General features: G+C 70.4%; 20 protein-coding genes and 1 riboswitch. Of the genes, 7 read left to right on the plus strand and 13 right to left on the minus strand.

The features are described from left to right. Window positions 1–33: 33 nt before the first annotated feature. The 12 genes from murG to OHA40_RS05560 form a co-directional block, all read right to left on the minus strand. Window positions 34–1,194, minus strand: coding sequence for an undecaprenyldiphospho-muramoylpentapeptide beta-N-acetylglucosaminyltransferase (murG, locus tag OHA40_RS05505; protein ID WP_442943931.1), 1,161 nt, complete (start codon window positions 1,192–1,194; stop codon window positions 34–36). Beyond that, on the minus strand, window positions 1,140–2,591 hold the full coding sequence (gene ftsW, locus OHA40_RS05510) for a putative lipid II flippase FtsW (protein WP_330231982.1): 1,452 nt from the start codon (window positions 2,589–2,591) through the stop codon (window positions 1,140–1,142). The genes murG and ftsW overlap by 55 nt, the downstream gene beginning before the upstream one ends. After that, window positions 2,588–4,030 carry a UDP-N-acetylmuramoyl-L-alanine--D-glutamate ligase gene (murD, locus tag OHA40_RS05515; protein WP_330234058.1) on the minus strand — a complete coding sequence of 481 codons (1,443 nt, stop codon included), beginning with the start codon at window positions 4,028–4,030 and terminating at the stop codon, window positions 2,588–2,590. The genes ftsW and murD overlap by 4 nt, the downstream gene beginning before the upstream one ends. A gap of 47 nt (window positions 4,031–4,077) precedes the next feature. Beyond that, on the minus strand, window positions 4,078–5,154 hold the full coding sequence (mraY, locus tag OHA40_RS05520) for a phospho-N-acetylmuramoyl-pentapeptide-transferase (RefSeq protein WP_040776879.1): 1,077 nt from the start codon (window positions 5,152–5,154) through the stop codon (window positions 4,078–4,080). After that, on the minus strand, window positions 5,151–6,689 hold the full coding sequence (locus OHA40_RS05525; RefSeq protein ID WP_330231983.1) for a UDP-N-acetylmuramoyl-tripeptide--D-alanyl-D-alanine ligase: 1,539 nt from the start codon (window positions 6,687–6,689) through the stop codon (window positions 5,151–5,153). Before OHA40_RS05525 ends, mraY begins: the two co-directional genes overlap by 4 nt. After that, window positions 6,686–8,269, minus strand: coding sequence for a UDP-N-acetylmuramoyl-L-alanyl-D-glutamate--2,6-diaminopimelate ligase (locus OHA40_RS05530; RefSeq protein WP_330231984.1), 1,584 nt, complete (start codon window positions 8,267–8,269; stop codon window positions 6,686–6,688). Before OHA40_RS05530 ends, OHA40_RS05525 begins: the two co-directional genes overlap by 4 nt. Before the next feature lie 292 nt (window positions 8,270–8,561). Beyond that, a complete protein-coding gene (locus OHA40_RS05535) occupies window positions 8,562–10,325 on the minus strand; it encodes a peptidoglycan D,D-transpeptidase FtsI family protein (RefSeq protein WP_330231985.1) in 1,764 nt (587 codons plus the stop codon). Window positions 10,326–10,456: 131 nt separating this feature from the next. After that, the gene (locus OHA40_RS05540) at window positions 10,457–11,254 is read right to left on the minus strand and encodes a hypothetical protein (RefSeq protein WP_330231986.1); all 798 of its coding nucleotides are present in this window, start codon (window positions 11,252–11,254) and stop codon (window positions 10,457–10,459) included. Between the two features lie 253 nt (window positions 11,255–11,507). Beyond that, a complete protein-coding gene (gene rsmH / locus OHA40_RS05545; RefSeq protein WP_330231987.1) occupies window positions 11,508–12,482 on the minus strand; it encodes a 16S rRNA (cytosine(1402)-N(4))-methyltransferase RsmH in 975 nt (324 codons plus the stop codon). Window positions 12,483–12,666: 184 nt separating this feature from the next. Continuing rightward, window positions 12,667–13,098: a division/cell wall cluster transcriptional repressor MraZ gene (gene mraZ, locus OHA40_RS05550; RefSeq protein WP_330231988.1), complete on the minus strand. Its 432-nt coding sequence runs from the start codon at window positions 13,096–13,098 to the stop codon at window positions 12,667–12,669. Window positions 13,099–13,523: 425 nt separating this feature from the next. Continuing rightward, on the minus strand, window positions 13,524–13,943 hold the full coding sequence (locus OHA40_RS05555) for a DUF3040 domain-containing protein (protein WP_330231989.1): 420 nt from the start codon (window positions 13,941–13,943) through the stop codon (window positions 13,524–13,526). A gap of 193 nt (window positions 13,944–14,136) precedes the next feature. Continuing rightward, on the minus strand, window positions 14,137–14,574 hold the full coding sequence (locus OHA40_RS05560; protein WP_330231990.1) for an SAV_6107 family HEPN domain-containing protein: 438 nt from the start codon (window positions 14,572–14,574) through the stop codon (window positions 14,137–14,139). Between the two features lie 169 nt (window positions 14,575–14,743). Between OHA40_RS05560 and OHA40_RS05565 the strand changes: the two genes are divergently transcribed. The 5 genes from OHA40_RS05565 (at window position 14,744) to OHA40_RS05585 (ending at window position 20,552) form a co-directional block, all read left to right on the plus strand. After that, window positions 14,744–15,355, plus strand: coding sequence for a GNAT family N-acetyltransferase (locus OHA40_RS05565; protein WP_330231991.1), 612 nt, complete (start codon window positions 14,744–14,746; stop codon window positions 15,353–15,355). A 7-nt stretch (window positions 15,356–15,362) separates the two neighbouring features. Continuing rightward, the gene (locus tag OHA40_RS05570) at window positions 15,363–16,928 is read left to right on the plus strand and encodes a phytoene desaturase family protein (protein ID WP_330231992.1); all 1,566 of its coding nucleotides are present in this window, start codon (window positions 15,363–15,365) and stop codon (window positions 16,926–16,928) included. Between the two features lie 629 nt (window positions 16,929–17,557). Next, complete coding sequence (locus OHA40_RS05575; protein ID WP_330231993.1) at window positions 17,558–18,322, plus strand: carotenoid biosynthesis protein; 765 nt, start codon at window positions 17,558–17,560, stop codon at window positions 18,320–18,322. A gap of 278 nt (window positions 18,323–18,600) precedes the next feature. Next, window positions 18,601–19,350, plus strand: a complete 750-nt coding sequence (locus OHA40_RS05580; protein ID WP_442944027.1) for an LppM family (lipo)protein — start codon at window positions 18,601–18,603, stop codon at window positions 19,348–19,350. Between the two features lie 35 nt (window positions 19,351–19,385). Further along, on the plus strand, window positions 19,386–20,552 hold the full coding sequence (locus OHA40_RS05585; RefSeq protein ID WP_330231995.1) for a glycosyltransferase: 1,167 nt from the start codon (window positions 19,386–19,388) through the stop codon (window positions 20,550–20,552). Between the two features lie 65 nt (window positions 20,553–20,617). Here the strand turns inward: OHA40_RS05585 and OHA40_RS05590 are convergent, their stop codons facing one another. Next, window positions 20,618–21,319: a hypothetical protein gene (locus OHA40_RS05590; RefSeq protein ID WP_330234059.1), complete on the minus strand. Its 702-nt coding sequence runs from the start codon at window positions 21,317–21,319 to the stop codon at window positions 20,618–20,620. Between the two features lie 381 nt (window positions 21,320–21,700). After that, window positions 21,701–21,794, plus strand: a riboswitch (SAM riboswitch). 97 nt (window positions 21,795–21,891) lie between these two features. On the opposite strand from OHA40_RS05590, the gene OHA40_RS05595 reads away from it, so the two are divergent. After that, window positions 21,892–22,794 (plus strand): amino acid ABC transporter permease, encoded by a 903-nt coding sequence (locus tag OHA40_RS05595; RefSeq protein WP_330234060.1) that lies wholly within the window; start codon window positions 21,892–21,894, stop codon window positions 22,792–22,794. Further along, entirely contained in the window at window positions 22,791–23,558 is a 768-nt protein-coding gene (locus OHA40_RS05600; protein WP_330231996.1) for an amino acid ABC transporter ATP-binding protein, read from the plus strand. The genes OHA40_RS05595 and OHA40_RS05600 overlap by 4 nt, the downstream gene beginning before the upstream one ends. The last annotated feature ends 10 nt before the right edge of the window (window positions 23,559–23,568 follow it).

Here is a 23,568-nt window from a genome sequence, read left to right on the forward strand (position 1 = left end):
GCGCCAGCTCCGGCGGCAGCGCGGTCCGCTCACTCACTGGCACGCCACCTCCCGCGCGATCCGAGCCACCTCGTCGGCGGCGTCGCGGTGGCCGGCGCCTGCGGCGGCCCGGCTCATCTCGATCAGCCGTGCGGGGTCCATGAGCAGGGGAATCACCTCATTGATCACGTACTTCGGCGTCAACTCGGAATCGGGGACGATTCTGCCACCGCCCTGGCCCACCACCGGGCGGGCGTTGAGCTCCTGCTCTCCGTTGCCGTGCGGCAGCGGCACGTAGAACGCCGGCAGACCCACCGCGGAGACCTCCGCGACGGTCATCGCGCCCGACCGGCAGACCGCGGCGTCGGCGGCGGCGTAGGCGAGGTCCATCCGGGAGAGGTAGGGCACCGCCACATAGCGGGCGTCCGGGCCGGAAGCGGCGGCGTCATCGAGCTCGAGCGTGTTCTTCGGACCGTGTGCGTGCAGCACCGAGATACCCGCGGCGGCCAGCTGTGGCGCGGCCGCGGAGACCGCCTCGTTCAGGGTCCGCGCTCCCTGGGAACCGCCGAAGACCAGTAGCACCGGCCCCTCGGCCGGCAAGCCGAAGTGGGCGCGGGCCTCGGCGCGCAGCGCGGCGCGGTCCAGTCCCGTGATCGATTCGCGCACCGGGATGCCCACGACCTTGGCGTTCGGCAGGCCCGAATCCGGGACGGCGGCGAGCACGCGGGCAGCGCGGCGCGCGCCGACCTTGTTCGCGATACCGGCCTTGGCGTTCGCCTCGTGCACCACCACCGGAACCGCGCGCCGGCGGCGCAGCACGCCCGGGCCCGCGGCCAGGTACGCGGGCAGCGCTACGTAGCCGCCGAAACCGATGATCACGTCGGCGTCGACCGCGTCGATCACCGCCCTGGTAGCGGCCACCGAGGCCCGCACCCGTCCGGGCAGCCGCAGCAGGTCGGTGGTGGGCTTGCGCGGCAACGGAACCGGCGGGATCAGCTCGAGCGGATAGCCGCGGTCGGGAATCAGGCGGGTCTCCAACCCGCGTTCGGTGCCCAGCGCCGTCACCCGGATCGAATCGTCGAGCCGCCGCAACGCGTCGGCCACCGCCAGCGCCGGTTCGATGTGGCCCGCCGTGCCGCCGCCCGCGACGATTACCGAGATCACCTGGATCTTCCTCGTTCCCTTGCGTGATTGACCGGATAGCTGGGTTCCCATGCCCTGGTGGCGCGCGCCGAGCTGGTGCCGCGGCTCTCCGGCGACCGGCGCCGCGGTGGTTCCGCACCGTTGCGCCCGCGCCTGCCCGGTGGCAGCGCCGACGGTCCGCGGTCGGCCGGTCTCGGCGCTCGGCCGCGGCGCGACGCGTCCGCCCGTGCGGCCCGAGCCGGTGCGTACACCTCGGGTTTGGGCAACCGCAACAGCCTACTGAAGCGACCGTCCTGGCCGGCGTGCAGCGCCGCCACGGCCTCCGGCTCGTGCCTGGCCGCGTTCGCGATGATGCCGAACATGAACAGCGTGATGGCCAGCGACGATCCGCCCGCGGAGACCAGCGGCAGCTGCAGGCCGGTGACCGGTAGCAGTCCGACGACGTAGCCGATGTTGATCAATGCCTGCGCGGTGATCCAGGTCGTCGCGGTCGCGGTGAGCAGCCGCAGGAACGGGTCCACCGACCGGGCCGCGATGCGCAAGCCGGTGTAGACGAACAGCGCGAACAGGCCGAGCACCAGCGCGCAGCCGAGGTAGCCGAGTTCTTCGCCGATGATCGCGAAGATGAAGTCGTTGTGCGAGTTGGGCAGATAACTCCACTTGGCCCGGCTCTGTCCGAGCCCGCGCCCCCAGATGCCGCCGTCTGCCAGCGAGTACAGCGCCTGACGCGCCTGGTAGTTGATGCCCTGCGGGTCGTCGCCGGGGTTGAAGAACGCGCGCATGCGATCGGAGCGATAGCCCGCCGACAGCGCCAGCACCCCGGCGGCGATCACACCGGACAGCGCGATCGTCACGAACAGGCGCACCGGCAGGCCGCCGAACCACAGCAGCGCCGCGAGCACGACACCGAGCGCGATCGTGGTGGACAGGTTCGGTTGCAGCACGACGAGCAGGCATACCAGGAGACCGGCGGGCACCAGCGGAACCAGGACGTCCTTGAGGCTCGCGTGCTCAGCGCGACGAGAGGCCAGCAGGTGCGCGCCCCACACCACCAGCGTCACCTTGACGACCTCCGACGGCTGCACCGAGACCGGCCCGAGCACCAGCCAACGGCGCGCGCCCTGCACCTGCGAGCCGATGCCGGGTATCAGCACCAGCAGCAGCGCGAGCACCGAGAGCGCGAACAGGGGGAACGACCACTGCCGCAGCCTGCGCAGCGGAATGCGCAACGCCAGATAGAACAGCACCGTGCCGACCGCGGCGAACATAGCCTGCTGGATGAACAGCGAGTAGGCCGAGCCGCCGTCGGCGTACGCCTCGACGCTGGAGGCCGACAGCACCATCACCAGCCCGAGCACGGTCAGCAAGGTGGCGATGGTGACAACCAGATGGAACGACGCGAGCGGCCGCGCCAGCCAGGCCCAGAACCGTGGGACCGACTCGCGCTTTCGCCGCGCCGATTCCGTCATAGCCGCCGTCCGATGTCACCGTCTTCCAGAGCTTGCACCGCGGCCGCGAAGCTGCGGCCCCGGTGCGTGTAATCGGCGAACATGTCCAGCGATGCGGCGGCGGGAGCCAGCAGCACGGTGTCGCCGGGCCGGGCGAATCCGGCCGCGGCGCGCACGGCGCGCGCCATCACGGCGTCGGCCGCGGCGGTTCGCGACGCTTCGTCACCCATCCCTGCATAGTCTCCCGTGACCAACTCGACAACCGGGACCTCGGGCGCGTGTCGCGCCAGCGCGGCCGCGATCACCGGCGCGTCGGCGCCGATCAGCACGGCCGCGACCAAGCGGTCGGCGACCTCCTCGATCAGATCCTCGACGTGCGCGCCCTTGAGCTGGCCACCGGCCACCCAGATCACCTGCGGATGCGCGAGGATCGACGATCGCGCGGCGTGCGGGTTGGTGGCCTTGGAATCGTCGATGAACTCGACCCCGGCCAGCTCGCGGACGAACGCGGCGCGGTGCGGACCGACCTTGTGCTCCATCAAACCCTCGCGAACGAACTGCGGCGCGACGTCGATCGCCCTGGTCAGCGCGGACGCCGCGAGCGCGTCGGCGATGCCTGCGGGGCCGGGCGGGCTGATGTCGGCGACCTCGGCCAGGATCGCGGCCTTGGTGAACGCGCGGTCGAGCAGTTTGCCGTCGACCACGCCGAGTTCGCCGTCGGCGGGCACCCCCACCCGGAAGCCAACGGTCCGGCGGGCCTTGGACTTGCGGGCCAGCGAGGCCGCGACCGGATCGTCCAGGCCGACCACGCCGACCCGGCCGACCAGCGCCCGCGCTTTGGCCGCCGCGTAGGCGTCCAGGCCGCCGTGCCAATCCAAGTGATCCTCGGCCACGTTGAGCACCACGCCCGCCTCCGGCCGCACCGAGGGCGCCCAGTGCAGCTGGAACGACGAGAGCTCGACCGCGAGCACCTGCGGACCGGGATTGCGCCGCAACGCGTCCAGGATCGGAAGACCGATGTTGCCGCAGGCGACGCTGGCCACACCCGCGGCGCGCAGGATCGCGTGGGTCATCTGCGTGGTCGTGGTCTTGCCGTTGGTTCCGGTGATGACGAGCCACTTGCGGACCGGGCCGTAGATCCTGGCCTGATCGACCCACCAGGCGAACTCGACGTCACCCCACACCGGCGTGCCCTCGGCCACCGCGGACGCGAGTACCGGCGAATCCGGCCGCCAGCCCGGGCTGGTGATCACCAGCGCGAAACGGCTCCAGTCCGCCGACTCCAGCTCCGCGCAGGTCGCCACGTCCAAGCCGAGCCCGGCGGCTTCGGCCAGTGCGGCGGCGCCACCGTCGGTGACCACCGGGCGGGCGCCGATGTCGCGCAGTGGTTCGACGAGCGAGCGCCCGGACACGCCCCAGCCCGCGACCAGAACGTCCCGGCCGCGGAGGAATTCCAGCATGGGCCCGGGTGAACGCAGGGCCCGCGGAGAATGTTCGACCATCTCGTTCACCCGACCGCGGAGAGGTATTCGCTGTAGAACAGACCGAGCCCGACGGCGGAGGCCATCGCGGCCAGCAGCCAGAATCTGATGATCACCGTGGTCTCGGCCCATTTGCTGAGCTCGAAGTGATGGTGGAACGGCGCCATCTTGAACAGTCGGTTGCGCGTCGTGCGGAAGACCGCGACCTGCAGCACCACCGACGCCGTCTCGGCGACGAACAGCGCGCCGATGACGATCATCAGCAGCTCGGTCCTGGTGGTGATGGACAGACCGGCCAGCAGGCCGCCCAGCGCCAGCGAACCCGTGTCACCCATGAAGATCTTGGCCGGGGCGGCATTCCACCACAGGAAACCGACACACGCCGCGGCGCCCGCGGCGCAGACCAGGGCGAGATCCAGCGGATCGCGCACGTTGTAACAACCGGTCTCGGGCTTGGTCTCGCAGGCGTGGTAGTACTGCCAGAACGTGATGATCACGTATCCGCCGAGCACCAGGCTCATCGATCCGGCGGCCAGCCCGTCCAGTCCGTCGGTGAGGTTCACCGCGTTGGACCAGGCGACCACCACGAAGCACACGAACACCAGGAAGACGACCACGCCCATGGTCACCGTGCTGATGTCGCGCACGTAGGACAGGTGCCTGCTGGCCGGTGTGAGCCCGCTGCCGCCCTTGAACTGCAACGCGAGTACACCGAAGAGCACGGCCGCGGACAACTGACCGAGGTACTTGCCCGCCGCGGTCAAACCCAGGTTGCGCTGCTTGCGAATCTTGATGAAGTCGTCGATGAAACCCACCGCGCCGAGCGCCGTGGCCAGGCCGAGCACCAGCATCGCCGACGCCGATGGCCCGTCGGCGTTGTAGCCGATGCCGATCAGGTGGGATCCCAGATACCCGGCCCACATGCCCACCAGAATGGCGACGCCGCCCATCGTCGGGGTGCCGCGCTTGGCCTGGTGGCTGGCCGGCCCGTCGACCCTGATCTCCTGGCCGAATCCCTGCTTGGCGAACAACCTGATCAACAGCGGGGTGAGCAGGATCGAGACCGTCAGCGCGATCGCCGCGGCGAAGAGAATCTGTCTCATCCTGCTGCCTCCGTGTCCTGTCCCACCCCGGTGTCCGCCGCGGCGGCGCGTGCGGCCACGGCGCCCGGGTCGGTCAGATGCTCGGCGACCCGCCACAGGCCGACCGACTTCGATGCCTTGACCAGCACCACGTCGCCGGGGGCGACTTCGTTGTCCAGCAGTGCGATCGCCGCCTCGATGTCCGGTACGAGGACCGATTCCTCGCCCCATGACCCTTCCATCACGGCTCCCTGGTGCAGCGCGCGGGAGGGCCTTCCGGTGCCGACGACGACCACGCGGCTGACGTCCAACCGCACGGCGAGCCGGCCGATGGCGTCGTGTTCGATGACCGATTCCTCCCCGAGCTCGGCCATCTCGCCGAGCACCGCCCAGCTGCGCCGCGGGGTGTCGCCCGCGCGCGCCATGCTCACCAGGGCCTTGAGCGCGGCACGGACCGAGTCCGGGTTCGCGTTGTAGGAGTCGTTGACGACGGTGATCCCGTCGGTGGTGGTCCGCACGTCCATCCGGCGGGCCGACACGGCGCGCGCACCGGACAGAGCTTCCACCGCGGCGTCCAGGTCCGCGCCGCATTCCAGCGCGACCGCGATCGCCGACAGCGCGTTGCCGACCTGGTGCTCGCCGTGCACGGCCAACCGCACCGCGGCGCTGCCCACGGGCGTGTGCACGGTGAACGCGGCCCGGGCCTGGTCGTCGAGCCGGATGTCGGCGGCGCGGATGTCGGCGGTGGCGGCCTGTCCGACCGTCACCACGCGCGCGGACGTGCGCGCGGCCATGGCGGCGACTTGCGGATCGTCGGCATTGAGCACGGCGAGCCCGCTCGGCGGCAGCGCCTCGACCAGCTCGCCTTTGGTCTTCGCGATCGTCTCCCGGCTACCGAACTCGCCGAGATGCGCGGTTCCGACGTTGAGCACCACCCCGATACGCGGTGGCGCGACCTCGGCCAGCGCGGCGATATGCCCCGGCCCGCGCGCGGACAGCTCGAGCACGAGGAAGCGGGTGCCAGCATCGGCGCGCAGCGCGGTCCACGGGTGACCGAGTTCGTTGTTGAACGAACCCGGCGGGGCCACCACGGGGCCCAGCGGAGCCAGCACCGCGGCCAGCAGATCTTTGGTCGAGGTCTTGCCGGACGAACCGGTCACGCCGACGACGGTGAGGCCGCTCTCGGCGGCGAGGCGGGACACGCTGGCGCGCGCGAGCGCCGCGAGCGCCGCGAGCACGGCGGCGCCGGAGCCGTCCGAATCATGGGTCAGGGCAACCGAATTCGACGGTACGGCAGCTCGGTCCGGAGTGACCACGATGGCGGGGACGCCCACCGGCCGCGCCGCGAGCACCGCCACCGCGCCCGCGGCGACGGCCGCGTCCGCGTAGTCGTGGCCATCGGAGCGTTCGCCCGGCAGCGCCAGGAACAGGCCGCCGGAACCGACTCGGCGCGAATCGAATTCGACCGTGCCGGTCACTCGCGCCTCCGGGTCTGCGACGTCGTGCAGCGTGCCGCCGACGACGTCCGCGATCTCCCGCAGTGTCATCTCGATCATGAAACCGTCAAGTCCTCCGCGTGGTTACCTTGCGGACTGCGTCGTTCCAATGCGGCCGCGAGGACGTCGCGGTCGTCGAACGGATGCTTCACGCCCTGGATCTCCTGCCCTGCCTCATGTCCCTTGCCCGCGACCAGCACCACGTCACCGGGGCGCGCCCAGTCCACCGCGGCCGCGATCGCTTCCGCCCGATCGCCGATCTCGCGCACGTCGCCACGCTCGGCCTCGGGCACCTCCAGCGCACCCGAGCGGACGGCGGCGCGGATCGCCGCCGGATCCTCGGTGCGCGGGTTGTCGTCGGTGATGATCAGCAGATCGGCCCCCCGTGCGCCCGCCGCGCCCATCAGCGGCCGCTTGGCCGCGTCGCGGTCGCCGCCCGCGCCGACGACCACCGCGAGACGTCCCGCGGTGTCCGCCGCGAGATGCCCACGCAGCGTGGCGATCACGGATTCCAGCGCCGCCGGCTTGTGCGCGTAGTCGACGATCGCCAGGAAGTCCTGTCCGCGCTCCACCCGCTGCATTCGTCCGGGCACGTCCACGGTGGCCAGCGCGGGCGCGGCGACCGAGGGCTCGACGCCTGCCGCGGCACACACGGCGACGGCGAGCAATCCGTTGGCCACGTTGTAGTGGCCTGGAAGTCGCAGGCGCACAGCGACTTCCCCCTGCGGGCCGGACGCGAGGAAGTCCTGTTCGCCGCCGTGCGCCGTCACCGCGCCCGCGACGTTCCACGCGGCGGAACGGGTGGTCGACACCGTGATCGGGCTCGCAAGCCCAGCGGCCAGCCGTCGTCCCCACTCGTCGTCGACGCAGACCACGGCGGTGCGCGCCGCCACCGGCGAATCCGGCTCGAACAGTTTGCGTTTGGCGGCGAAGTAGTCCTCGAAGTCGGCGTGGAAATCCAGATGGTCCTGGGACAGATTGGTGAACGCGCCGACCGCGAACCGCACCCCGTCCACCCGGCCCAGCGCCAGCGCGTGGCTGGACACCTCCATCACCACCGCGTCCACGCCCTGCTCGACCATCAGCGCGAACATCGCGTGCAGTTGCGGCGCCTCCGGGGTGGTCAGCGCGCTCGGCACTCGCCTGCCGCCGATCCTGGTCTCGATGGTGCCGATCAGCGCGGTGGACAGCCCCGCGGCGGCCAACCCCGCCTCCACCAGGTACGAGGTCGTCGTCTTGCCGGAGGTTCCGGTGATCCCGACGATGCGCAGCCGCTCGGACGGATTGCCGTAGATCGCCGCCGACAGCTCGCCGAGCACCGCCCTCGGGTTCTCCCGGATCAACACCGGCACCTCGAGCGGGTCCGCCAGTTCCGCACCCGCCGCGTCGGTCAGCACCGCGACCGCGCCCCGCGCGAGGGCGTCCTGCGTGAAACGCGCGCCGTGCGAGCGAGCGCCGGGCAGCGCGGCGAACAGATCGCCGGGCTCGACGGCATGCGAACGCTGCTCGATACCGGTGATCGATACGCCACGCGCAGCCGTTCCGGCGCTCGTCGCGGCACCGATGACGGCGGCCAGCGACGCCAGCGGCGTCGACGGCGAATGCTCTGGCCGCAATGCGCGCGGTTGACCGGACTGCACAGAAACCAGGCTCCTTTCGGGGGCATCGATCGACGTGTCAGGTTACCGGCGACCGGTCACGGCGGGACCATGCGCCCCACCGCAAACTCGGGGACCTCGCCCACCGCACCCTACGGGTTCGCTCCCCGGGTCCGGAGCACGCCACGCGCCGGTCGAAGGCCGGTGGGCGAGCCTACGGCGGACACGACCGATCGCCGATCGCCGCCGCTGCTCCACCACGTCGTCTACCTGCCGTTTCCTGTGCACAGTGCCGATGTCTTCGCCGCCATTCGCGCCGAGCGGGCGGGCTGGATCACCCCGCCTGCAGCACGAACCGCCGGGACGGCTGCGGCGACGGCGGAACACGGTCGCGCTGTAGCGCCCACGACGCGATGTTGTGGAACAGCGGAGCTACCGAAACGCCACCGCTGCCGTCGGAACTGCGCACAGGGGCATCGAGCATGAGCCCGATCACGTAGCGCGGGTTGTCCGCGGGCACCATGCCCGCGAACGTGATCCAGAACGACGACGTCGAGTAGCACCGGCAGTTCGGGTCCACTTTCTGCGCGGTACCGGTCTTGCCCGCCACTTGGTAGCCCGTGATGGCCGCGGGCCAGCCGGTGCCGTTCTGGTTCGCGTTCATCGGGTCGCGTTGCACGACCGCCTGGAACATCGTCCGCAATGTGGCCGCGGTCTGCGGGTTCACCACTCGCACCCCGTCCGGCTGGGTCTCCTCGGTGCGAGTGCCGTCCGAGGCGACCTCGGCCCGGACGATGCGGGGCGGGATACGCACACCGTCATTGGCGATGGCCTGATACATACTGGCCATCTGCAACGTGGTCATCGAAAGTCCTTGCCCGATAGGAAGATTCGCGAAGGTACCACCGGACCACTGGTCGTGGTCCGGTATCAGCCCCGCGCTCTCCCCCGGCAGGCCGAGCCCCGTGCGCTGACCGAGCCCGAACCGCTGCGCCATGTCGGCGAAGCGATTCTCACCCACCCGCTGCGCGAGGAGGAGCGTGCCCACGTTGGAGGAACGGCCGAAGATCCCCGTGGTGGTGTAGGGCTCGACATCGTGCGACCACGCGTCGTTCACCGTGACACCCGCCATCCGGATCGCGCTGGGAACGTGCACCACCTCGTCGGGGTCGGTCAAGCCGTACTCGATGGCCGCGGCCGCGGTGACGATCTTGTTCACCGAACCGGGCTCGAAGACGTCCGTGACCGACGGATTGCTCAGATCGGCGCCCGCCCACTTCTGCGGTCCCAGCGCCGGGTTGAAGGTGTTGTCGTTGGCCATCGCCAGGACCTGCCCGGTCTTGGCGTCCAGGACGACAGCCGAAGCGGAGCCCGCACCGGAAAGGTCTTTCGCCTGCTGCACCTGTTGTTGCACGTAGTACTGCAGGTCCGAGTCCAGGGTCAGCTCGACGGCGGACCCGTTGACGGCGGGCTGTTCGTCCCGCCAGCTGCCGGGGATCACCGCGCCGTCGGAACCGCGATCGTAGGTGTGCGATCCGTCGGTACCGGCCAGCACCGAGTCCAGCGACGACTCCAGCCCGACCTGTCCGTGGCCGTCCCACCCGGTGGCCCCGACGACGTTCGCCGCCAACGAGCCGCCGGGGTACACCCTGATGCTCTGCTGCTCGGAGCCGACCTGGGAGAACTTCTCGGTGATCTCACCCGCGATACGCGGATCGACATTGCGCGCCAAGTACACGAACGGCTCGTCGCTGCGCAACTTCGCCAACAGGTCCGCTTCCTTGGGCGCGTCCTTGCCCACCTTTTCGTGGATAGTGCGCGCGATGGCACGCAGCCGCTCGTCCGGATCGGGCGCCTTGTCGTCCTTGGCCTTGGCATCCGCCAGCTCCTGGCGCACCCTGACCGGCTGGAACGTCAAGGCTTTCGCGGCGATCGTGAAAGCCAGCGACTTGCCATTGCGGTCGGTGATCGGCCCCCGGATCGCCGGATCCGGTTGATGGGTGGTGCGCTGACTGGCCGCCTGCGCGGACAGTCCCGGCGCCGCGATGCTCTGCACCCACAGCAGTTGCAGCGCGACCACGGCGAGCGCGACCAGCATGACCACTCGTCCGACGCCGAGGCGCAGCCGGAGCGGACTGTCCGAGACAGAGCTAGGGGCCTGGCGGGGCCTGCCCGCAGCCCTGGGCGCGGAGGGTCCGCGTCGCTGGCGCTGCGCTTGCCTCGGGTGCGTCACTGCGGCACTCCGCCGGGCACGCTCTGCGCCTGTGGCTGTGGCGTTTGCGCCGCGTCCGACTGCGGCAGAGCCGTTCCCGCCTGCGGTTGCGGTGCACCGGCCGGTGGCGCCGTCGGTTCGGCCGACGGGGTGACCGCGGGGACCACCGGGGCCGGGTTCGCCGGAGCGGGCGCCGCGTTCGCCTGAACGCTGGTCTGCGGCCCGGTATTCGGCCGTCCCTGCGCCGGGGCGCCGGGCGTGGTGGTGACCGGGACCACCCGTTCGCCCCTGGCCGCACCCGACGGAGTAGGCGATGCGTTCAGCGGCGGCGCCGGGGCGCCCTGAGCCGGGGTCGGCTTACCGATCACCGTGACCGAGCCGTCCGGGCCGATCAGCAGGCGGGCCGGATCCTTGGCCGGAATCATGCCGAGCTCCCGCGCTCGCGCGGCCAGCTCCGGCGCCGAATCGGCGGCCTCCACCTCGCGCTGCAACGCGGCGCGCTCGTCGGCCAGCCGCCGGTTGGTGGCCCGTGCGTCACCGAGCTGGTAGCTGTCCTCGGCGGCGCGGGTGGTCAGCAGCAGGGTCAGCGCGAGACCGCAGCCGAGCAGCGCGATCAGGGCGGTGACGAACGGGATGCGCGCGGCCATCGCCGAGCGCCGCACCGTAGGCAGAAAGGCGGTGTCCGAACGGTTCTCGGCGCGCATCCGGCGCCGCGCGTAGGCACGCTCCGCCGCCCCGGATTTCACCCGCTCGGCGTCCTGGACCCGCCGGGCGACCCGGCCCGGCGCTTCAACGGTCCGTGTCCGCACGCTCATCAATTCCCCTCCTCTGTCCGCACGGGACGCCGGATCGACGCGGCACGAAGCTGTCTCATCCGGCCCCCTGTGTCTTTCTGGGACATCCGCACCCGGTCGGCACGACCGGACGCCGCGAACGGGTTCCTCACCACACCCGCCGCGTCTACACAGAACAACCACACCCAATCGGCGCCACCGGATACCACGCACGCGTTCCGCACCGCAGCCGCCGTGTCTCGGCAGGGCACCGGCATCCGCCCGACACGCGCCCTCATCGGGCCTCCTCGATCCTCTCCACCGCGCGCATCCGGACCGGCGCCGCCCGCGGGTTCTCCTCGATCTCCTGTTCGGTCGCCTTCTCCGCGCCGCGGGTCAGCATCCGGAACTCCGGTCCCATGCCGGGCAGTTCGACCGGCAGGCCGACCGGGGTCCTGGACGTGGTGCGCGCCGCGAACTCCTGCTTGACCACTTTGTCCTCCAGCGATTGGTAGGACATGACGACGATGCGGCCGCCGACACGCAGCGCGGCGAGCGCGGCGGGCAGCGCGGCCCGCAGCGAGTCGAGTTCCCGGTTGACCTCCACCCGCAGGGCCTGGAAGGTGCGCTTGGCCGGATGCCCACCGGTGCGGCGGGTGGCCGCCGGGATCGCGGCGTACAGCAGTTCCACCAGTTCGGCGCTGGTGGTGAACGGCTTCACCTGGCGACGCCGGACCACCTCGGCGGCGATCCGGCTCGCGAAGCGTTCCTCCCCGTAGGTTTTCAGCACCCGGGCCAGCTCGCCGTGGCTGTAGGTGTTGAGCACGTCGGCGGCGGTGGGCCCGCTGGTCGGGTCCATCCGCATGTCCAGCGGGGCGTCGACGGAGTAGGCGAAGCCGCGGTCGGCCTCGTCCAGCTGCATCGACGAGACGCCCAAGTCCATCAGGATCGCCGAGACCGAGCCCGTGGCGGGCAGGCCGGCCTCGATCAGCGCGTCGGCGATGCCGTCATAGCGGGTGTGCACCAACGTGATTCGGTCGGCGAACGGCTCGAGCCGTTCGCCGGCCAGTTTCAACGCGGTCGTGTCGCGGTCCAGCCCGATCAGATGGACGTGCGGGTAGGTGCGCAGGAAGTGTTCGGCGTGCCCACCGAGGCCAAGGGTCGCATCGACGTAGACCGCGCCCGGCTCGGACAGAGCCGGACCGAGCAACGCGTCGGCCCGCTCGAGCAGAACCGGAACATGGCGGGGGCCGCGCTGTTCACGGTTCACCTCGACCTCCCGGAGTCCTGCCTCGCGTCGTCGCGCACCGCACACGGGTCGCCTTGATACACAGTGCTTTCGATACCGATACGAATGCCTCGTGGTCTCTGACCGAACTTCGGCACCTGGCGTCGGGGAAGTACGTCAGGGTCCGCGTCCGGGCAGAGACCGCGCGGCACTCGTTCGCCCGCGTCTAGAAGATTCCGCCCAGCGACTCGTCTCCGGCTTCCGAGAAGTCCTCCTCGTGCTCGGCGAGGTAGGACTCCCACGCCTGCTTGTCCCATATCTCCAGGAAGTCGACCGAACCGATCACCGCGCAATCCCGTGTCAGGTTGGCGTAGCGGCGATGCTCGGCCGACAACACGATCCGGCCCTGCGCGTCCGGACGCTGCTCGTCCGTTCCGGCCGCGAGGGCGCGGACGAACGCGCGAGCCTGCGGGTTGCTACGAGACGCGGCCGCGGCCCGACGGGCGAGCGCGGTGAACTCTTCCTTCGGGTACACGGCAAGGCTGTGGTCCTGACCCTTCGTGACCATCAACCCTCCCGCCAGATCGTCTCGAAACTTCGCAGGCAACGTGAGTCGCCCCTTGTCGTCCAAGCGAGGTGTGTAGGTACCGAGAAACATCTCGATACCTCCCTAGTCGATCACCTCGATGGTCGGCACTTCCTTACTGCGCGCTCCACATTACCCCACTTTCCCCCACTTTCAATCGAAACAGACGGTGATCTGGCTCCCGACCCAGACGATTCCGCAGGTCATCCCAGCTATCACTGGCGTGGAGAACTTTTCGCGAGTTCTGCCGACACGCGCGGACCCCTGGGACAAACGCCCGAAAACACCCAGCAAACGCCTTGGTCTACCGCACGTGGACTGCTTCGGGCCGCGTGGTGGGGGACATTTGTGGGGAGGTGTGGGGGAAGTGGGAAGTCCCGCCCGAAGATCATTGGCGACGGTGGTCTCCATACGCACGAAACGGCGACGCCGCACCATCGCGGTGCGGCGTCGCCGTCTGTGCTGAAGTTGTCAGGCTGCGTCCGGCTACAGGGGAGCTATTCCTGCTCGAACCGTCTCCGGAAGCGGTCCTCCATGCGCTCGGAGAAACCACCGGACTTGCGCTGGCGGCCACGTCCGCCCGAGCCGCCGCTCGAGGAGGCGTCGCCGCCGCCGGACCGGTCGCTCTTGGCGGCGCTCTTGGAGGTGCCGATCAGCAGGAGCACACCCGCACCGAACATCACGATGAACCCGATCAGGCTGATGATCGGGAAGCCGCCGGGCTTCACGGGCGCTGCAATGCCTGCGACGAGGAGAAAGAGGCCGAGGACGAACAACGCCGCGGCCTGGAGTCTGCGACGACTCGAGGTCGAACGAAGCCGTCCGCCGCGAACGGACGAGGCGAACTTGGGATCCTCAGCATAGAGAGCGCTCTCGATCTGTTCGAGCATGCGCTGCTCGTGCTCGGAGAGTGGCACGGTACCTCCCCCGGCACTAGGACGTGGCTGCCGCCTCCGGGTAGGCGACCGATAGCCGACCTTGGCGGCTATCTGACACCAATGATACGAGTTCGATCAGGGCCAGACCACCTTATGGGCGCAGTCGGACATAGTCCGTCTTCAGTTCGCGCATGACCGGAGCGAAGGTGGAGGTACGGCAACTCGCCGATAACTAAGCGGTCATGCCGCCGGTCCAGCCCGGCGCGGGTCGCAACCGAGCCGACGCCGAGAGGAGATCTTCCACGTCATGCAGGAATGCGCCCACCCGGGAAGCGAACTCGTCGGCCTCGTGATCGTCGACATTCCGGTCCAGTCCCGCCTCCAGCGCGGCGCGGGTCTCCGAGCGCGCGCTGAAGTAGTCGGCCCACATCACGAATTCGGGCGCGGCGCGCTGCATGAGCACCCACGCGTTGCGCGAGCGCGCTCTGGGCGCGGCATCGGCGCCGGTAAGCGCGAGCACCGCGCCCGCCCCGCGCAGTGCGGCCAGGTAAGCGGCGCGGAACCGCTCCCGCGGATCGCGTTCCCCCGCCGCTTGCATGAGCAACCCGTCCGCCCGTTCCAGCAGCTTGCCGGCCCGGCCGGGCCCCGGATGTTGCACTCGACCAGACATCGCCGTCCCTCCACTTCGCGCACCCCGCTCCGTGCCCGGCGCTGGAGACCGCCTGCCGCACCGCATTCCAGCACCGCCCGGACCGAACAGGTATTCGAACGTTTGAATTGAGCTTGAATATAGAGACGCCCACCGACAAACTTCCGCGTCCGCGCGACCGACGAGAGCCATGACCGCCGTCAAGCCCAATCACACTCCCGCACCCGCCGTCGTCGACCTCTCCGTGGCGGCGCTGCGCTCCCGGCTGCACGACGCGCTGGCGGTCTACGTCGCGGCGATGGACTATCCGCGCGGCACCGAGCACCACCGCGCGCCGATGTGGACCGAGCACACCACCCGTCCGGGCTGGCAGGCCGTCGCCGCCGTGGTGCCCGACGACTCGGGCCGGATCGATCTGCGCAGCGCGCCCCTCGTGGCGATCGCCTACGGCTACCGCGGCGCCGCCCACCAGTGGTGGCACCAGCAGGTGCACAGCGGAATGCGGCGCTCGGGCTGGCCGGAACACTCCGCGCGCGAACTGCTCTCGGACTATTTCGAGCTGACCGAACTGCATGTGCATCCCACCGCGCAGGGCCGCGGCATCGGCGGCACGCTGCTGGAACGACTGCTGCGCGACCGGACCGAGCGCGCCGTGCTGCTGTCGACTCCCGAGGTCGACGGCGAGGACAACCGCGCGTGGCGGCTGTACCGCAGGCAGGGATTCACCGACGTGATCCGGAACTTCGTGTTCGCCGGCGACAACCGGCCGTTCGCGATCCTCGGCCGGCGGCTGCCGCTATGAGGGTGCCGTGTCGGTAGTCGTCGTCGGCTCGGGGCACAACGCTCTGGTCGCCGCCTGCTATCTGGCCCGCGCCGGGCACGCGGTCGAGGTGCTCGAACGCGACGACGTGCTCGGCGGCGCGGTCTCGACGGTCGAGCGGTTCCCCGGCCACCAGGTCGATCGCGGCTCGTCGGCGCACCTCATGATCCGCCACACCGGCATTATCGAGGAGCTGGAGCTCGACCGCTTCGGGCTGCGCTACATCGATTGCGACCCATGGGGATTCACGCCCGCTCGGGCAGGCCGCCCGGCCATCGTGTTCCACCGTGACCTCGACGCGACGTGCGCGTCGATCGCGGCGGCCTGCGGACAACGGGACGCCGCGGCGTATCGCCGGTTCGTCCAGGTGTGGGAGCCGCGCAGCGCCCGCGTGATGCGCGCCTTCGGTGGCGGGCCGACGCCGGGGAGGCTGGTGCGGTCGTTCTGGGGGCTGGACGCGAAGGGCGGCGGAAGCGCGCTGTCGCGGGAGTTCCTGCAATCCGGAGACGCGTTGCTGGACACCTTCTTCGACGACGAACGGCTGAAAGCGTCGCTGGCCTGGTTCGGCGCGCAGTCCGGCCCGCCGATGTCGGAGCCGGGCACGGCGCCGATGGTCGGCTTCGCCGCGCTCATGCATATGCTGCCGCCGGGCCGCGCGGTCGGCGGCAGCGGCGCGCTCACCGCGGCCCTGGTGGCGCGGCTGGGATCCGACGGCGGGGTGGTGCACGCGAGCGACGCGGTGACCGCCTTGCAGCCCGTCGGCGACCGCTGGCGGGTGCGCACCGCGTCGGGGCGAGAACTGAGCGCCGACATCGTGATCGCGGGCGCCCACGTGCTCACCACGCTGGACCTGCTGCGCGACGGCGGATTCGACGCCGCACAGCTGGACGACTGGCGGCGGCGCATTCGGGTCGGCCCCGGCATCGGGATGGTGGTGCGGGTCGCCGCCGGTGCCCTGCCACGCTACCCCGGCAGCCCAGCCGATCACTCCGCCCGCGGCCTGCAATTCCTGGTGTCCGATCGAGCGCAGCTGCGCCGCGCGCACGGCGCGGCGCTGGCCGGGGAGCTGCCGCCACGGCCGGTGGTCCTGGCGATGAGCTTCACCGCGCTGGACCCGAGCATCGCGCCGCCGGACGAGCATCAGCTCTCGCTGTGGGCGCAGTGGCATCCGTACCGGCTCGCGGACGGCAGCGACTGGGCCGCCATCGCGCAGCGGGAAGGCGACCGGATCATCGCCGAAGTAGATTCGTACGCACCCGGTTTCGCCGACACGGTGCGGCAAACGCACGTGCAGACGCCGGTGGACCTGGAGCGCGAACTCGGGCTCGTCGGCGGCAACGTCATGCACGTGGAGATGTCGCTGGACCAGATGATGCTGTGGCGTCCGCTGCCGGAACTGTCCGGGCAGCGGGTACCCGGCGCGCCCGGACTGTATCTGACCGGCGCGTCCACGCATCCTGGTGGCGGTGTCTCCGGGGCGAGCGGGCGCACGGCCGCCCGCCTCGCGCTGCGCGACCTGCGTCGGCACCGTCGTCCGCGGTGGTTCCGGCGATGACGCACCCGGGCGACTCAGCACGCGTGGCGGCGGACCGGACCGAACCGACACCCGAACACCCCGCAGCATCGACCCCGACCTCCGCAGTAGTACGAGCGAGAACGCACCCGGACGACTCACCACACGCAGCGACGGACCCGACCGAACCGACACCCGAACACCCCGCAGCATCGACCCCGACCTCCGCAGTAGTACGAGCGAGAACGCACCCGGACGACTCACCACACGCAGCGACGGACCCGACCGAACCGACACCCGAACACCCCGCAGCATCGACCCCGACCTCCGCAGTAGTACGAGCGAGAACGCACCCGGACGACTCACCACACGCAGCGACGGACCCGACCGAACCGACACCCGAACACCCCGCAGCATCGACCCCGACCTCCGCAGTAGTACGAGCGAGAACGCACCCGGACGACTCACCGCACACAGCGACGGACCGGACCGAACCGACCTGCGAACACCCCGCAGCATCGACGCCGACGTCCGCGGCGGTTCCGGCGACGACGCACCCGGGCGACTCACCACGCGCAGCGACGGACCCGACCGAACCGATACGCGGACACCACACACAAACCGCCGAGCATCCCGCACATTGGTTCCGGTCCGCGCGATTCCTCCTTCCGGTGATCCTCGTTGCGCTGACGGTGATCGCGCAGATCGGTTATCCGCTCACCGCGGCCGACGCGCGTGATCGGATCACGGCCATCGTCGTGCTGCTTTCCGCCGGTGCCGCGCTCGCCCATGCGACCGCGACCAGGGGCATGCGGTATGCCCTCGGCTTTCTGGTGCTCGTCTCCGGCATCGGCCTGCTGGCCGAAGTGATCGGCACCGCGACGGGGGTACCGTTCGGCTGCTACGCGTACGCGGCCGACCGGCTCGGTCCAGCCCTGCTCGACGTGCCGTTGATCGTGCCGCTGGCCTGGACCGGCGGGATGTATCCGGTGTGGGTGGTGGCCGGGATACTGTCGCGGCGCGCGGCGTCGCGGATCGCGCTGACCGCGATCGGCGCGGGGGGCTGGGATCTGTTCCTGGATCCGCAAATGGTCGCCGACGGGCAGTGGACCTGGTGCGATACCGACTCCGGCCTGCCCGGGCTGACGCAGATTCCGTACACGAACTATCTCGGCTGGTTCGCTGTCGCACTGGTCATGGCCGGATTGCTGGCGGTGTGGGAACACGGGGCGCCCGATCCCGTCCCGGCACAGCGGACCGGCGGCGGTACGGGCACGCTCGCCGTGCCGGTCGCGCTGTTCTTGTGGACCTGGCTGGGGTCGGCGCTGGCCCATGCCGCTTTCCTGGGCCTGCCGGCGTCCGCCTGGTACGGCTTGGCCGGGATGGGTGTGCTCGGCGTCCCCCTGCTGGTGATGGCGGCTCGCGCGCGACGCTGATCAGCCGCGACCCGCTCGCAACGACACATAGATCCCCAGCCTGGACGTCAGCGCCGCCGAAGCAGGCATCCATGTCGCACCTGTGTGCCCGACGGGCTCGCCCGCAAGGCCCGAACGCTGCGCATGCAGGACGCCTGGCTGAACCCGGGTGCCGGGCGCGGCGGCACACGGCCGTCTCGGGGCCGCTGATCGGCCGACGCGCGTCGCGAGTGGCGCGTTTCATTCCGGACGGATGTGCTGGCACGATGTCACCCGTGCAGCCGAGTCCCGTCACCACGATGTCCGATGCCCAGGATCGCCCGCAGCGCAGCGGCCCAGGCCGCGGCGTGCGCGCAGCGGCGGCCGTCCTGCTGGCGGCGTTGCTGGTCCCGGTGCTCGCGAGCTGCCTGCGGGTCCAGGTGTCGATGGGCTTGTCGTCCAACGACCGGGTGTCCGGGCGGATCGTCGCCGCCGTGGTGCCCGCAGGCCCCGACGACAAGGGTCCGCAGCTGAAGGCGCCCGAGTCGCTCGCGGCGAAGGTTCGCGTGGAGCCGTATGCCCAGGACGGATACGCGGGCAGCCAGGTGTTCTTCGAGGATCTGTCGTTCGGCGAGGTGCAGCAGCTGGGGCAGCTGTCCGAGCAGACCCAGGGAATGTTCCAGCTGCACTTCCAGCGCACCGGCGACCTGGTCAGCCTGACCGGCCGGGTCGACCTGAAATCCGTTCCACCGCACGGCTCCGACGTGCAGTTCACCATCGCGTTCCCGGCCCGCGTCGCGAAGACCAACGGCAGCCGCGAGGGCGACAACATCGTCTCCTGGAAGCTGCCGCCCGGCGACGTCTCCACGCTGCGCGCCGAGGTCAGCTATGCCGACCCGAACACCCGCTCGTTCGCAGGCTGGGCCGGCATCGTCGGCGGCATTACCCTCGCGGTGGCCGCCGTCATCGCCGCACTGGCCTACCTGGACCGCAACCCCGCCCCGCCCGGCGCGCCGGAAGCCGGGTTCTCGCTGAGCCGCTGGTGGCGCTCGGCAACCCAGAATCGCTGAGCGGACCGTCGGTGCGCCGGGATACCGTGGCGCCCATGGTGAGTGCCGATAGGCCGAAAACGTTGCGCGCGAGCTCGATCCTGCCCACCTGTGCCACGACGCTGGCAGTGCTCGGCGCGGGTATCGCGCTATACAACCGGATCACCGTGCCGCGGCTGGGAAATACACCGACGACGGTGATCGAACCGGTCACCGTCTGCGTCCCGGCGCGCGACGAGGCCGACCGGCTACCCGATCTGATCGCCGATCTGCGTGCCCAGGTGGGAATTCCGCGCATGGCGGTGCGCATCCTCGACGATGGTTCCACCGACGACACCTCCGCCGCCGCGCGCGCGGCGATCGATGGCGATTCCCGATTCACCCTGCTGCGCACCGAGTCCGACCCGGCCCCCGGCTGGACCGGCAAGGCGGCGGCCTGCGCCCGGCTGGCCGAGGATGTGGCGACGCCGGTGTTGATCTTCCTGGACGCCGATGTGCGCGTGGCCCCCACGGCTCTCGCGGCGGCGGTGGGCGCCCTGCGCAGGAGCGAAGTCGCGCTGGTCTCGCCGTGGCCGCACCAGGTGGCCGGATCGGCCGTGGAGGAGGTGGTGCAGCCCCTGCTGTGCTGGTCGTGGGCCTCGACGCTGCCGATCGCCGCCGCCGACCGGAGCCTGCGCCCGTCCACGGCGGTGGCCTGCGGCCAATTCCTCGTGTTCGACAACGCCGGGTACCGCGCGGTGGGTGGCCACGCCGCGGTGGCCGGGAGCGTCACCGAGGACCTCGAGATCGCGCGCACGCTGCGCCGAGCCGGTCATGGCACGGCTTTGGTGGCGGCGGGGCCGCTGGCGCGAACCAGGATGTACCGCGGCGCAGGCGAACTCGACGCCGGCTACACCCGCTGGCTCTGGTCGGCCTATGACGGAACGGTGACGGGCGGAGCCGCGGTGGGAATGCTTGCCGCCCTTGCCTATTGGCTGCCGCCGACCGCCGCCGTGCTCGGCAGAGGTCCGATCCGGCGGACCGGCCTGGCCGGCTATCTCGCCTCCGTCGTCGGCCGACTGCTGGCCCGCTCGACCGAGACCGGTGGCCCGCTCCGGTACCCGGATGTTCTCGCCGCCCTCGCACATCCGCTGTCGGTGGGCGCGTACCTGCTGCTGTGGGCGCGTTCGCACCGTGCCCGCCGCCGGGGCACGGTGCGCTGGAAAGGTCGCCTTCTGGAATAACGTGGGTGGGCATCGTGCCCCTGCGCCCTCGGACGGTCAGGGGCGATGGCCCTGCGGCTGGACACTCACGGCACGGTGGCGATCCCGACTGTCGGCAGGAAGTGGCAGGACCTGGCACCGTTCTGGACCGTGCCGAACACCGCGGCGAGCACGGTGCCACGGCCGGTGTCCACCGGGACCGCGCGCACGCCGCCCATCGGAAGCGACGCGAAGAGGAAGTCCTGGATCGCCTGCTCGGCGGCGGGCCGCAGTTCCGGCGGAACGGCGGCGGGGATCATCCCGCGGGCGACCTCCGACAGCGGCCCCATCCCGGCCGTGCCGCTGCGTCCGGTGCTCAGGTTGACCCAGGCGACGTGCATGCCCGCGGTGTTCGGGCCGTCCGGCCCGAGCCCGTAGGGCACGAAGGTGAACATGGCCTGCCCCGATTTGACGGCGCTGAGGTCCAGGCCGGGAATCTGCACGGTGTTCTTCGGCCACGGGCCCGGAATGGAGCCCGCCACCGCGGGCGCCATGCCGAGGGTGGTGTTGTCGACGCACAACGCCGCCGCGGCTGGATACAGGAACGGCTCGATGCCGAGCGTGCGCAGCGCGTTGAGCGCTGAGTGGTAGACACCCAACAGATCACCGGGGGCGACGGTCTGCGTGGTGCGATCGGGGAATGCCGGAGCCGGGGTGTCCGGGGCCGCGAGCGCGGCACCCGGCCCCGCGAGTGCGAGGGCGACCGAACTGGTCGCGACAGCGGACAACAAGCTCAGACGACGCAACATGATCACGAAACCTCCTCATCGGCGGAACGATCGAGGGGCACAGTACTCCGGCAAACGCACTCAACAGCCGGGATTGCGGACAGCAATTTCGCAGCAGTCCAGTTTGCCCGAATCGAGCCGACGCGCTGGTCCGCCACCACAGGCAAGGCCGTATGCTGCATCGCGCCGCCGCTATTCGGCGCACGCGCCCCGCGCGTGATGAGGCGACGAGGTCCGCACCGCTGTCGACGCGGTAGCGCACGCCTGGCAACTACAAAGATCCGATGAATCCGGGCGCGACAAGGTCTACGCTCACGGTGATTACTTCTCTTGTTCCGCGATCCGCTTGCTGGGCATCATGATTCGGCTCGACCCTTACATCGGTTGACGGGGGGTCGGCACCAACCATCCAGAGCGACCGAGAGACCTGGCTCGTCGACGTCGCAGCAACCCCCCGGTCACCGGGTGCGGGTGCTTCCGCCGGGACCGATGGAGGAACCGAAGTGATCATCGAGGACCCGTCATGGAGTTCCCCCGCCCCCGGAACCACCGCGCCCGGCAGCGCATCCGCGCGAGGGGGTGGAACACCCACCGTGGCCAAGGCCCGCCACCCCTGGCGGTGGGTGGTCAGCGCCGTCGCGCTGATCCTGCTCGCCCAGTTCGTGCACGGGCTCGCCACCAATCCCGGCTGGGACTGGCCGACGTTCGCGCAGTACATCACGGCGAAATCGGTGCTGTCGGCCTTGCGGGTGACCTTGGAACTGACTCTGTGGGGCACCGCGCTGGGATTCCTGCTCGGCACCGCGCTCGCGGTCGCCCGGCTGTCGAACAATCCGGTGTTGCGGGTGATCTCGTGGGTCTACATCTGGGCGTTCCGCTCCATCCCACTGATCGTGCAGTTGCTGTTCTGGTTCAACATCGCCTACCTGTACCAGACGCTCTCGGTCGGCATCCCGTTCGGCCCGGCGTTGTTCACCTTCGAGGTAAACGGGGTGATCAGCGGTTTCACCGCCGCGGTGATCGGCCTGGCCCTGCACCAGGCGGCGTATTCGGCCGAGATCATCCGCGCGGGGTTCATCTCGGTCGACGCGGGCCAGCTGGAAGCGGCCGCCGCGCTGGGGATTCCGCGGCTGCGGCAGTTCCGCACCGTGGTGGTCCCGCAGGCGATGCGCTCGATCCTGCCGAATGCGACCAACGAGGTGATCAGCCTCTTCAAGGGGACCTCGATCGTGTCGGTGATGGCGATCGCCGAGCTGTTCTACCAGGTCCAGGTGATCTACGGGCGCAACGGACGGGTGGTGCCGCTGCTGATGGTCGCGACGGTCTGGTACATCGTGCTCACCACCGTGTTGTCGGTGGCGCAGTACTACATCGAGCGCCACTACGCCAAAGGCGCGCACCGCACCCCGCCACCGTCACCGCTCCAGCGCACGTGGCAGAAACTGCGGGAAGTCGCCGAGATCGGTTCCGCCGCACCGCGCGGAGCGACGCGATGACCGCCACGCCCGCCGTCGAGGTCCGCGGCGTTCGGAAAGCCTATGGGGCGCATCAGGTTCTGCGCGGCATCGATCTGACCATTCGCTCCGGCGAGGTGGTCGCGGTGATCGGTCCGTCCGGTTCCGGCAAGTCGACCCTGCTGCGCGTGGTGAACCACCTGGAATCGCTGGACGCGGGCACGGTGCACATCGACGGCGAGCTGATCGGGTATCGCCTTCGCCGTCACCGGTTGCACGCGCTTCCGGACCGGGAGGTGCGCAAGCAGCGGTCCCGGATCGGCTTCGTCTTCCAGCAGTTCAACCTGTTCCCGCACCTGACGGTGCTCGACAATGTCACGCTCGCACCGCTTTCCGCGCAGCGACGCGACCGCGGCGAGGTCGAGCGCGAAGCGAAGGACCTGCTCGAACGGGTCGGCATCGGACACCTGGCGGCGGCGTATCCGCGCAGACTGTCCGGCGGGCAGCAGCAGCGCGTGGCGATCGCCCGCGCGTTGGCGCTGCGACCCCGCGTGATCCTGTTCGACGAGCCGACCTCCGCGCTGGACCCGGAATTGGTCGGCGAGGTGCTGGACGTGATCCGCGACCTCGCGCACGGCGGCACCGCCCTCGTGATCGTCACCCACGAAATCGGTTTCGCTCGCGAGGTCGCCGACACCGTGGTGTTCCTCGATGACGGCGTCATCGTCGAGCAGGGCCCGCCCTCGGTCGTCCTCGACCGCCCCGAACACCCGCGCACCCGCGCTTTCCTATCCCGAGTCCGCTGATGAACAGGTA

The organism is Nocardia sp. NBC_00508, assembly GCF_036346875.1.
GTDB lineage: Bacteria > Actinomycetota > Actinomycetes > Mycobacteriales > Mycobacteriaceae > Nocardia.

What these genes read in the sequence shown, in the direction of transcription:
- murG (WP_442943931.1), bottom strand. Translation starts at nt 1,194, where the DNA reads ATGGGAACCCAGCTATCCGGTCAATCACGCAAGGGAACGAGGAAGATC.
- ftsW (WP_330231982.1), bottom strand. Translation starts at nt 2,591, where the DNA reads ATGACGGAATCGGCGCGGCGAAAGCGCGAGTCGGTCCCACGGTTCTGG.
- murD (WP_330234058.1), bottom strand. Translation starts at nt 4,030, where the DNA reads ATGCTGGAATTCCTCCGCGGCCGGGACGTTCTGGTCGCGGGCTGGGGC.
- mraY (WP_040776879.1), bottom strand. Translation starts at nt 5,154, where the DNA reads ATGAGACAGATTCTCTTCGCCGCGGCGATCGCGCTGACGGTCTCGATC.
- OHA40_RS05525 (WP_330231983.1), bottom strand. Translation starts at nt 6,689, where the DNA reads ATGATCGAGATGACACTGCGGGAGATCGCGGACGTCGTCGGCGGCACG.
- OHA40_RS05535 (WP_330231985.1), bottom strand. Translation starts at nt 10,325, where the DNA reads ATGCTGGTCGCGCTCGCCGTGGTCGCGCTGCAACTGCTGTGGGTGCAG.
- OHA40_RS05540 (WP_330231986.1), bottom strand. Translation starts at nt 11,254, where the DNA reads ATGAGCGTGCGGACACGGACCGTTGAAGCGCCGGGCCGGGTCGCCCGG.
- mraZ (WP_330231988.1), bottom strand. Translation starts at nt 13,098, where the DNA reads ATGTTTCTCGGTACCTACACACCTCGCTTGGACGACAAGGGGCGACTC.
- OHA40_RS05560 (WP_330231990.1), bottom strand. Translation starts at nt 14,574, where the DNA reads ATGTCTGGTCGAGTGCAACATCCGGGGCCCGGCCGGGCCGGCAAGCTG.
- OHA40_RS05565 (WP_330231991.1), top strand. Translation starts at nt 14,744, where the DNA reads ATGACCGCCGTCAAGCCCAATCACACTCCCGCACCCGCCGTCGTCGAC.
- OHA40_RS05580 (WP_442944027.1), top strand. Translation starts at nt 18,601, where the DNA reads ATGTCCGATGCCCAGGATCGCCCGCAGCGCAGCGGCCCAGGCCGCGGC.
- OHA40_RS05585 (WP_330231995.1), top strand. Translation starts at nt 19,386, where the DNA reads ATGGTGAGTGCCGATAGGCCGAAAACGTTGCGCGCGAGCTCGATCCTG.
- OHA40_RS05590 (WP_330234059.1), bottom strand. Translation starts at nt 21,319, where the DNA reads ATGTTGCGTCGTCTGAGCTTGTTGTCCGCTGTCGCGACCAGTTCGGTC.
- OHA40_RS05600 (WP_330231996.1), top strand. Translation starts at nt 22,791, where the DNA reads ATGACCGCCACGCCCGCCGTCGAGGTCCGCGGCGTTCGGAAAGCCTAT.